The following is a 10,353-nucleotide window of genomic DNA, read 5'->3' as shown; positions in this document are numbered from 1 at the left end:
GTGGGGTGTCTTTTTTTGGTTTTTTTCTGGGGTGGGGGGCCCGGGGGGGGGGGGGGGGGGGGCCGGCCCCCGGCGGGGCTGGGCCCGCCGCTACCGGGGTCGGATCCCGCACCGCGGCCTCCGACCCCACGGGGCGACCGTTACAGGGCCACCGTCTCCACCACTTCCAGGCCATAGCCGGCCAGGCCGATCTGCCGGCGCGGCGTGCCCAGCACGCGCAGCTTGCCCAGCCCCAGATCGGACAGGATCTGCGCACCGGCGCCATTGCGGCGCCACTGGCCCACATCCTTGTCCTTGCCCGGCACCACCGGTGCGGGCTGCTGGCGCAGGCGGGCGAGCAGCGCCTCGCCATCGCGCGGCGCCGACAGCACCACCATCACGCCGGCACCTTCGGCGGCGATCGCACGCAGCGCGTCGGTGGCGGCCACGCCGAAATCGTCACGACGCCAGTGCAGCAGGTCGGCCAGCGGATTCTCCACCTGCACGCGCACCAGGGTAGGCGTGCCAGCGTCGGGAGTGCCGCGGACCAGGGCGAAGTGCAGGTCGTGGGCGATGCGGTCGCGGTAGGTCACCAGCCTGAACGGGCCAAACTCGGTATCGATGTCGCGCTCATCGACGCGTTCGACAGTCTTCTCGGTGGCCAGGCGGTAGGCGATCAGGTCGGCGATGGAGCCCATCTTCAGGCCGTGCTCGCGGGCGAACACTTCCAGCTCCGGGCGACGCGCCATGCTGCCATCCGGGTTGAGGATCTCCACCAGCACGCCGGCCGGTTCCAGCCCGGCCAGCATGGCCAGGTCCACACCCGCTTCGGTGTGGCCAGCGCGGGTCAGCACGCCGCCCGGCTGGGCGATCAGCGGGAAGATGTGGCCGGGCTGGTGCAGGTCCGATGGCCGCGCGTTGGGTTTCACCGCGGTGCGGATGGTATGCGCGCGGTCATGGGCGGAGATGCCGGTGGTCACGCCCTCGGCCGCTTCGATGCTGACGGTGAAATTGGTCTGGAACTGCGCGGTGTTGGCCTGCACCATCGGCGCCAGGCCCAGGTCGGCGGCGCGGGTGCGGGTCAACGGCAGGCACACCAGGCCACGGCCGTGGGTGACCATGAAGTTGATGTCGCTGGCCTTGACCAGCTCGGCAGCCATGATCAGGTCGCCTTCGTTCTCGCGGTCCTCGTCATCGACGATGACGACCATGCGGCCCTGGCGGATGTCTTCCAGGATCTCGGGGATCGACGCGAAGTTCATGCTGCATCTCCCTGCAGGTGCCCGCCAACAAGACGTTCGACATAACGGGCGACCAGGTCGATTTCCAGGTTCACCGCACTGCCCACGCCGGAGGCGGAGAAGGCGGTGTTGGCCACGGTATGCGGGATCAGCGCGACCTCGAAGCCTTCCTCGTCCACTTCGTTGACGGTGAGGCTGACGCCGTCCACGCAGATCGAGCCTTTCTTGGCGATGTAGCGCAGCAGCGAGGCCGGCGCGGCGAAGCGCCAGCGCTGGGCGCGCGCGTCATCGTGGATGGACAGCACCTGGCCCAGGCCATCAACGTGGCCGCTGACCAGATGCCCACCCAGACGATCGGTCGGGCGCATGGCACGCTCGAGGTTGATGACCGCGCCCTGCTCGAGTCGGCCCAGCGTGGTCAGGCCCAGCGTTTCGGTGGAGGCATCGGCTTGGAAGCTGTTGGCGTCGAATGCGATGACCGTCAGGCAGACACCGTTGATGGCGATGCTCTCGCCCATCTGCACGTGGTCGAACGGCAGGTTGCCGACATTGAAGGTGAAGCGGACATCGCCGCCGATGGACTCGCGTGCGGCCAGACGGCCGACGCCTTCGATGATTCCAGTAAACAAGTAACGTTCTCCGCAGGATGTGAGCGAAAAACGCCGCAAGGCAAACAGGCACGCGCAGGGCATGAGCCCTGTGGCACCGTCTTCTTTCATCCGGACTATGACCGTCGGCTCCGGCCTTGAACCGGATCTGCTGACCCCCGGCCGTGGGCCGGGGCGCTCGCGGGCTCGTGCTTGCGCACCTACCGCCGGTGGGGAGTTGCACCCCGCCCTGAAGACGTTTGTATACCGGCGAACCGGCGTGGTCAGTGTACCAGCCCGGGCTGAACGGGGTGGGACGCCCGGGGCCGGATCCGTTTCCCGGCGGGAAACGGATCTGACCCCAAGCCTGCCCAGCCTGTGACGGCTGTCTCTCGCATTTTGTAAAACTTTCATTAAAATTCGCCGCGGACGACATGAGGTCGCCACGGGCTGCGCCTCCGGCGCGCCCGCCAATGGACTGCAATTCACAGGAATTCCCATGCGCAAGCTCCTGATCATCGCCAGCCTGCTGGCCGTCGCTCCGCTGGCCTCGGCCGCCGAAGGGCTGAGCTACACCTACGTCGAAGGTGGCTGGACCCAGGTCAAGACCGACGACAGCGATTTCAACGACCCGAAGCTTGACGGCGGCTACGTGCGCGGTTCGTTCGCGCTGGCCGAGCAGGTGCACGTGTTCGGCAGCTGGTCGCGTACCAGCAAGAGCTACCACTTCACCGGTGCGTCGGCCAAGTTCGAACTGGACCAGCCTGAGCTGGGCATCGGCTACCACATGCCGTGGACGGACCGCCTGGACTACACCGCCGACATCGCCTGGGTGCGCCAGAACGCCGAGCTGACCGTGAAATCGGATCTGTTCGGCCGCGAACACCTGAAGGACCACACCAACCTGGCCCGCGCCACCATGGGCGTGCGTGGCAAGCCTTCGCCGAAGACCGAAGCGTGGGCCAAGGCCGGCTACATGGATGGCGGCAACGACTTCAAGGGCACCTGGGTCGGCACCGTCGGTGGCCAGATCAATTTCACCCCGACCTGGGGCCTGGTGGGAGAAGTCTCCGGCCAGCGCGATGTCACCCAGTTCTCGGCCGGCGTCCGCGCCAGCTTCTGATTGCCCGATCCTCGTCGTGCGATCGAACGGGCCCCGCAAGGGGCCCGTTTTTTTTTCGGACAGGTTGCATGGATTGCCGAGCCGGCAAGCCCGATCCTCTGGGCCCCTCACGCGTTCCTGTCCATGCCGTGCTGAAACCTGTCCTTGCCCTGTTGCTGTCCGTACCGTTTGCCACGCGCGCAGCAGAACCCGCCGCGCTTTCACTGGAAGCAACGTTTGATGCGTATATCCAGGTCATTGCCCACAATGATGGTCGAGCCCGGGACATCCTCAGGCGCAGCCTGGAGACGGCGGACGCTGACCACCACCATCACATCGCATCCAGCACGTACCGGCTGTATGCCTTTGGAGGTCTGGACAAAGTGTTCAGTGCGGCGGCAACCGAGGCAATACATGCACGCATCCAGCGCATCCGTTGCGAGATCACTGGGATCGAGGCCGTGAAACGCGACACATCAGATCATCACGAGGTACGCTATCAATGCCTGCTCCCGGACGTATCGGCGGCCTTTGACGTTTACCGCGAGAACCGCAGGTATTTCCATCCGGACAAGGATGAAGAGCGATTCGCGGCCTTCCTCGATCAGTACGCTGCGATTATCAGCGACGCACCCGACCGCATCCACCAGGCGGAAGCCGCGTTCTACCGTCTCGGCAGTCCTGGCCCATGGATGGGCGGCACCTTGGACGATCTTGCCCCCGCGCTGTTTGAGCGATTGCTCCCCTTCAAGGAGTGGGACGAACGGATCGATGCTGAGTCCGTCGTTGTATTCTCCGGCATTCCAGCGTGTGATCTCATGCTGGACGCACAGATGAAATTCGCAGCACGCCACTATCCGGACGACCCACGCCAGCGGGGCGCAGCGCTTCATGAAAGCATGGCGGAGCTTCTGAACATGCTGGGTCGGGAATCTTCAATGAGATACTGCAGGGCGATCCATGACGCCTACCGTGATCAGTGGTCAGCCACGTTCGACAACACGCTGCCACGACGATGACCACGTGGTCACCCGCCTGAAGCGCGTTCCCCGATCCTCGTCGTACGGTCGAACGCCCCCGCAAGTGGCCCGTTCTTCTGCCTGCGGCAACAGCGGAAAATGCGCTAGGCTTGCCCGCCTATGGACCCGGAATCACTGTCATGAAGACCCCCCTGCGCTCCCTGCTGGCCACTGCACTGTTGTGCGCTCCCCTGTTCGCCAGCGCCGCCTCGACGCAGCTGAGCCCCGAACAGACGTTCGATCTCTATTCCCGCGTACTGCTGGAAGACGACGCGACCGCCACGCGCACACTCAACGACGCGCTGAAGCCGGCGTTCGAGGGCCAGGACGCCGTGACCCCGAACCCGGGCGCGCTGGCCAAGGCATTGGCCGAACCCTGGCAGACGGTACTGGCCAGCACCGGCGCCAAGGTCGACGCTGCGGCCACCGAAGCGCTGTACGCCAAGGCGCTGCGTGATTCGAAGTGCCGCGCAACCCAGAGCGTGATCGAAGACAACGAATACGTTGAAGACCAGAAGCTGGCGCGGATCACCTACACCTGCCAGGTGCCCGACCTGGGCAAGGTCCGCCCGCTGTTCGCCGCCAGCCTGGCCGACCATGCCAGCCCGGCCTCGCGCAAGCAGTTCACCGACGCCTACACCCAGGCGCTGCAGAGTGGTGCACGCGTGCCGGTCAGCGGCACCTTCACCCTCTACCCGGCCAAGGACAACGGCTACTGGTACAGCGGCAACTTCGATGACCTGGTGGGCACCGTGGCCGGTGCGCTGGCACCGTTCGAGGACTGGATGCAGGACGCGCAGGCGGCCAACGCGCCGAAAGTGACCGGCATACCGGGCTGCGACCTGCTGCTGCAGCAGCACCGCGCCTGCGTGGCGAAGATCGCGCCCGACCAGATCAGCGGCGTGGACGCGATGGCCGAAGAGCTGAAGGCCAAAGCGCAGGTGCAGTCGGTCGAGGAGATGACGCAGGAGTGCAAGGCACTGCGCCCGCTGGCCGAGATGATGTGGACCGACGAATGCACCTGAGCCGCTAAGTGGTAGCGCCGGGCCACGCCCGACGACACTCGAATGCACCTGATCGCGTGATGATGGCATCGCAGCGGGGACATGCGCTGCATGACCCCGTTTGCAACTTGTTGCATTGCTTCACAGGATGCCGGGGCCGATCCTGCAGCACCTTCCCGGCCCCATACATGCGCCTGCTCGCCGCTCTGTCCTGTCTGTTCACCGGCGTGTGCATTGCCGCGCCACACACGCCGGAACAGGAGTACACGCTGCGGGCGCGTGTTGTCCTCCAGCACGATCCGGCTGCGCGCGACCAGCTGGCCCTGTGGGACGCTGCCGCTGTTCCTCGCAACGGAATCGATTGGCAGCGCAGCCTCGATGATCTGCCCACCTGGCTGCGGCAGCAGCAGATCGTGCCGCCCTCGGCGTCGGTGATGCAGGATGTCACCGATGCACTGCTGGCGCGACTGTCGACGGCCACCTGCGCCGAGGCGTTCCTGCCGCTGGGCAGTCCCGAGATTGGTCGATTCATGCTCGCCTGCGCGTTGCCCGACCCGGCGCCCACGTTCGCGCTTTACCGGGCATTGCGCCAGGCCGGGCCCGGCGGGCAGGCGCAGCACAGCGATGTGTTCTTCAGCGCCTACGCCGTCCACCTTCGCAGTGCGCCGGCGGCATTGCATCGCACCCATGTGGTGGGGTGGTCCTCCTATCGCCATGGCGACGTGCATGAGGCACGTTCAGACCCGCTGTACCAGGCCATTCTGCTGACATTGCTGCCGTTCGAGGCATGGGACCGGCGTATCACGGGGGATGTTCTCCCAAGCCTGCTCCACGACTGAGCACCCCGGCTACCGCGCGTCCGTCTCGTCCGCCGCCTGCCAATGCTACGGCCGCAGCAGCAGGCGCAGGTCCTCACCTACCTGGCATTGCTCGACCACGCGCAGCCGGCGTTGCTGCTGCATCGCCTCGATGCCCAGTCCGGCCAGCAGCGGGCGGGCGCGGTCCCCCAGCAGGGTGGGCGCCTGGTACAGCAGCAGCTCATCCACCCAACCGCCGCGCAGCAGCGCACCGGCCAGCGTAGCGCCGGCTTCGGTATGCACTTCGTTGATGCCGCGCCCGGCCAGCAGCGTCAGCATCGCGCCAAGATCGAGACGGCCGTCGGCACTGGGCACGCTGGCGAATTCGGCATCGGCTGCATCGGGTGCACTGACCGCCGCATCATGCAGGTACAGCGTCGGTGCCCCACCCTCGCGCACGCGGCTGCACTGCAGGGAACGCAGGCGCGAATCGAGCACGACGCGCAGTGGCGGCATCACCTCGGCATCGGCCAGGCGCACGGTCAGCATCGGATCATCAGCCAGGACGGTATCGGCACCGGTCAGGATCGCGCCAGCGCGTGCACGCCAGTGCTGCACGTCTTCGCGCGCCGCAGCTCCGGTGATCCATTTGGACGTGCCGTCGGCCATCGCCGTACGCCCGTCCAGGCTGGCGGCCAGCTTCACCCGCAGCCACGGGCGATTGCGCTCCACGCGTGACAGAAAGCCCTTGTTGAGCTCGCGTGCCTGCGCCGCCATCAGCCCTTCGGCGACCTCGATGCCGGCGCCGCGCAGCAGGTCGAATCCGCCGCCATCGACCTGCGGGAAGGGATCACGCAGCGCAGCGACCACACGCGATACACCGGCCTCGATCAGTGCCAGTGCGCAGGGGGGTGTGCGCCCGTAATGCGCGCAGGGCTCAAGGGTGACGTAGGCAGTGGCACCGCGCGCCTCATCACCGGCCTCGCGCAACGCGAATACTTCGGCATGCGGGCCACCGGCACGCTGGTGCCAGCCCTGCCCGACCACACGTTCACCATGGGCGATCACGCAGCCGACCATCGGATTGGGGCGGGTGGTGTAGGCGGCGCGCTCGGCCAGGCGCAGCGCGCTGGCCATGTGCAGATGGTCGAGTACGGAGAATGGGGTGGTCATCTGGCCATGGTAACGCTGCCGGTGTTGATCCATGCCATCGGTGCCAACCAAGGTTGGCACCCACCAGTGAATGCGGCCATCGGTGCCAACCGAGGTTGGCACCCACCAGTGGATGCGCCATCAGTGCCAACCAGGGTTGGCACCCAACCAGGCAGAGGCGGTCAGCCCTTCTTCTTCTTGGCCAGGGCGATCACATCGCCCAACAGCTGCAGCTGTTCGGTGCTGGCCGGCAGCTCGCGTTCGAGTTTTTCGATTTCCTCGCGGAAATCGGCCACATCCTCGAAGCTGCGGTAGACCGAAGCGAATCGCACGTACCCCACGTGATCGAGCTTGCGCAGCTCGTTCATCACGAACTCGCCCACCTTGATCGAAGGCACTTCACGCTCGCCACTGAGGCGCAACTGATGGACCACCGCACGCACCGCCGCTTCGATCTTGTCTTCCGGCACGGCACGCTTCTGCAGCGCGCGATCAAAGCCGGCGCGTACCTTGCGCTGGTCGAAGGCCTCGCGGGTGCCATCGCTCTTGACGATGGCCGGCAGCTTCAGTTCGACGGTTTCCAGGGTGCTGAAGCGCTCGTTGCAGGCCTCGCACTCACGCCGACGGCGGATCGTCGCGCCGTCTTCAGAGACGCGCGAGTCGATGACCCGGGTATCGGCATGTTGGCAGAAGGGGCAATACATGGAACGCCTGGCTCAGGGGACAACCTAATGCCACGGTCATGGCAGCGTCGCAAAGGTACCTGAGAAGGGGCTTTCCGGCAAATTTCATGTGCTGTACGGTCCCTCGTCAAGGGCAACCCTGCAGCCGTCCCAGATGCACCCAGATACTCAGAAACACCCTGATGCGTGAGGCTGGACATGCCATCCCTACACCACCATGCGACTTGCCTGAAAAGTCAGGCGCCCGGAAGGTGAGCAGGCCGCCAGCGCAGCCAGGCCAGATGCGCCGCGGGCAGCAACAGCGGCGGGCCGAACAGCAACAGGCTGAAGCCCTCCATGCGTTCGGTCAGGCCGACCACCAGCCCCAGCACGACGGCGGGCACTGCTGCCAGCGCGCCCAGCGCCAGCAACGCCCACCACACCCGGCCCACTGCCTGCAGGCCAGACCGGCCCTGCAGCAGGAAACCGGCGCCGATGTACAACCAGGCAACAATGCCCAGCGCCCCGGCGGTGCCCCAGCACACCAGCAGCAGCCGGCTCGGCAGGCGGGTTTCCTGCATCAGGCCGGAATACACGCCCACCAAGGCCACGGTGCCTCCCAGCAGCACGCCTGGCAGCCCGAACAGCAGGGCCTGCACGAGGTGCAGGCGCTTGTGCAGACGTTCATCCATACGCTCATCCATGCGCGTTGCTCTCCCTGGGCCGGGGTCGGAGCCCTTCCCCTGCGGGACGGGATCCGACCCCATCAGCCGATCAACCGTAGACCGGGTACTTGCGGCACTGCGCGCTGACGGCATCGCGCACGCGGGCGATCACGGCGTCATCGTTCGGCGCATCGAGGACATCGGCGATCCAGTTGGCCAGATCCACGCAGTCCTGCTCGGTGTAGCCACGGGTGGTCACCGCCGGCGTACCCAGGCGCAGGCCCGAGGTCACGAACGGCGAACGCGGGTCGTTCGGCACCGAGTTCTTGTTGACGGTGATGTGCGCCTTGCCCAGTGCCGCTTCCGCGTCCTTGCCGGACACGTCCTTGCCGATCATGTCCACCAGCATCAGGTGGTTCTGGGTGCCGCCGGAGACGATCTTGTAGCCGCGCGCGATGAGCGTGCTCGCCATCGCCTGGGCGTTCTTCACCACCTGCTGCTGATAGGTCTTGAAGGCCGGTTCCAGCGCTTCCTTGAAGGCCACCGCCTTGCCGGCGATGACGTGCATCAGCGGACCGCCCTGGATACCCGGGAACACGATCGACTGCAGCTTCTTGACCAGGTCCTCATCGGCACCCTTGGCGACGATGATGCCGCCGCGCGGGCCGCGCAGGGTCTTGTGGGTGGTGGAGGTGACGACGTGGGCGTGGTCCAGCGGGCTCGGATAGACGCCGGCGGCGACCAGACCGGCGACATGGGCCATGTCGACGAACAGGTAGGCGCCGACCTTGTCGGCGATGGCGCGGAAGCGTGCCCAGTCGATCACCTGCGAGTAGGCCGAGAAGCCAGCCACGACCATCTTCGGCTTGTGCTCCAGGGCCAGGCGCTCGACTTCGTCGTAGTCGATCAGGCCCTGGTCGTTCACGCCGTACTGCACGGCGTTGAACAGCTTGCCCGAGGCGTTCACCTTGGCGCCATGGGTGAGGTGGCCGCCGTGGGCCAGGCTCATGCCGAGGATGGTGTCGCCCGGCTGCAGCAGCGCGAAGTACACGGCCTGGTTGGCCTGCGAGCCGCTGTGTGGCTGCACGTTCGCATAGTCGGCGCCGAACAGCTGCTTGAGGCGGTCGATCGCCAGCTGCTCGGCGATGTCCACGTACTCGCAACCACCGTAGTAGCGCTTGCCCGGATAGCCTTCGGCGTACTTGTTGGTCAGCTGGCTGCCCTGCGCTTCCATCACTGCCGGGCTGGTGTAGTTCTCGCTGGCGATCAGCTCGACATGGTCTTCCTGGCGCTGGGTCTCAGCGGCGATGGCCTTGGCCAGTTCGGGATCGTAGGATTCGATGCGGACGTCACGCGGGAACATCGGGTACTCCAGCAGGCAGGGAAAGGGGGTGTACGGCTCAGCCCCTGATTGTAGCCCCGCACCGGCCGGCTGGGGCCGAAACGGACGGGGCCGGATCCCTCGAAGGAATCCGGCCCCGTATGGTTCCGAGTGATGTTGCGGGGTCCTCAGCGGCTGCTGAGCACGTACTGGGCGATCACGCCGGTGGCGATGGCCACCAGCAGCATGTTGCCGCGGTCATCGCGGATCCAGTGGTGGCCATGCGGCGGACGGCGCAGGTGGTAGCGCGGATAGTCGTTCACCACGTAGATCGGGCCGCGATAGTAGTCGCGGTAGCGGTGCCCCACCTTCCAGCCATAGCCGGGGCCGTAGGCAGGGCGGTAGACCACACGCGGCGGCGGTGCCGGGCGGTAGTAGCGGTCATGGTCACGGTGCCACTCGCGGCGGTCCTGCCGGTAATCGCGCCGGGCCTCACGGCGGTCGCGCTCCCAGTCACGACGGTCCTGTCGCCACTCGCGACGATCCTCCCGCCACTCGCGGCGGTCGTGACCGCGGCCGCGATGGTCGTCGTCGGCAAATGCCGGGGCAACCGCGCCGAGCGCCAGCACAGAGGCCACGGCTCCGGCCATTACTCGATTGATGCGCATGTCAGACCTCTGCTTGGGTGGTGGTGACCCCATATTGCGCACCGGATCTGAACCGTTTCCGGCTGGAAACGCTTCCCGCTTCAGGACTGTGACGGCGATTCAGGCCGCGGCCAGCCCGGCCGGCTCCCCGTGGCGCGGCGGGTAACCGGTTCCGGC

11 protein-coding genes and 1 riboswitch are annotated in these 10,353 nt (G+C 66.5%); of the genes, 4 read left to right on the top strand and 7 right to left on the bottom strand.

Annotated features, from left to right (window positions below):
- Positions 1-140 precede the first annotated feature (140 nt).
- Positions 141-1,241, bottom strand: coding sequence for a 3,4-dihydroxy-2-butanone-4-phosphate synthase (ribB, locus tag ACVOME_RS12610; protein WP_065175819.1), 1,101 nt, complete (start codon positions 1,239-1,241; stop codon positions 141-143).
- Entirely contained in the window at positions 1,238-1,849 is a 612-nt protein-coding gene (locus tag ACVOME_RS12605; RefSeq protein ID WP_481505149.1) for a riboflavin synthase, read from the bottom strand. The genes ribB and ACVOME_RS12605 overlap by 4 nt, the downstream gene beginning before the upstream one ends.
- A 74-nt stretch (positions 1,850-1,923) precedes the next feature.
- Positions 1,924-2,069: riboswitch (FMN riboswitch) on the bottom strand.
- 237 nt (positions 2,070-2,306) lie between these two features.
- On the opposite strand from ACVOME_RS12605, the gene ACVOME_RS12600 reads away from it, so the two are divergent.
- The 4 genes from ACVOME_RS12600 to ACVOME_RS12585 all read left to right on the top strand — a co-directional run bounded on the left by ACVOME_RS12600 (position 2,307) and on the right by ACVOME_RS12585 (position 5,771).
- Complete coding sequence (locus ACVOME_RS12600; RefSeq protein ID WP_053518907.1) at positions 2,307-2,930, top strand: hypothetical protein; 624 nt, start codon at positions 2,307-2,309, stop codon at positions 2,928-2,930.
- Positions 2,931-3,058: 128 nt separating this feature from the next.
- Positions 3,059-3,928 carry a hypothetical protein gene (locus ACVOME_RS12595; protein ID WP_481505148.1) on the top strand — a complete coding sequence of 290 codons (870 nt, stop codon included), beginning with the start codon at positions 3,059-3,061 and terminating at the stop codon, positions 3,926-3,928.
- Positions 3,929-4,068: 140 nt separating this feature from the next.
- On the top strand, positions 4,069-4,953 hold the full coding sequence (locus ACVOME_RS12590; protein ID WP_481505147.1) for a hypothetical protein: 885 nt from the start codon (positions 4,069-4,071) through the stop codon (positions 4,951-4,953).
- Positions 4,954-5,120: 167 nt separating this feature from the next.
- Positions 5,121-5,771, top strand: coding sequence for a hypothetical protein (locus ACVOME_RS12585; protein ID WP_481505146.1), 651 nt, complete (start codon positions 5,121-5,123; stop codon positions 5,769-5,771).
- A 45-nt stretch (positions 5,772-5,816) separates the two neighbouring features.
- Here ACVOME_RS12585 and ribD read toward each other — a convergent pair whose 3' ends face one another.
- The 5 genes from ribD to ACVOME_RS12560 all read right to left on the bottom strand — a co-directional run bounded on the left by ribD (position 5,817) and on the right by ACVOME_RS12560 (position 10,197).
- Entirely contained in the window at positions 5,817-6,902 is a 1,086-nt protein-coding gene (gene ribD / locus ACVOME_RS12580; protein WP_481505145.1) for a bifunctional diaminohydroxyphosphoribosylaminopyrimidine deaminase/5-amino-6-(5-phosphoribosylamino)uracil reductase RibD, read from the bottom strand.
- Between the two features lie 161 nt (positions 6,903-7,063).
- Positions 7,064-7,585, bottom strand: a complete 522-nt coding sequence (nrdR, locus tag ACVOME_RS12575; RefSeq protein WP_053518899.1) for a transcriptional regulator NrdR — start codon at positions 7,583-7,585, stop codon at positions 7,064-7,066.
- Positions 7,586-7,800: 215 nt separating this feature from the next.
- Positions 7,801-8,235, bottom strand: a complete 435-nt coding sequence (locus tag ACVOME_RS12570; RefSeq protein ID WP_197600899.1) for a hypothetical protein — start codon at positions 8,233-8,235, stop codon at positions 7,801-7,803.
- 82 nt (positions 8,236-8,317) lie between these two features.
- Positions 8,318-9,571 (bottom strand): serine hydroxymethyltransferase, encoded by a 1,254-nt coding sequence (glyA, locus tag ACVOME_RS12565; RefSeq protein ID WP_065175825.1) that lies wholly within the window; start codon positions 9,569-9,571, stop codon positions 8,318-8,320.
- Between the two features lie 146 nt (positions 9,572-9,717).
- Complete coding sequence (locus ACVOME_RS12560; protein ID WP_065175826.1) at positions 9,718-10,197, bottom strand: RcnB family protein; 480 nt, start codon at positions 10,195-10,197, stop codon at positions 9,718-9,720.
- Positions 10,198-10,353 lie beyond the last annotated feature (156 nt).

The organism is Stenotrophomonas sp. STEN008 (genome assembly GCF_056760435.1).
Note: the sequence above shows the minus strand (reverse complement) of the source record. Positions and strands in the feature narration are given on the sequence as shown.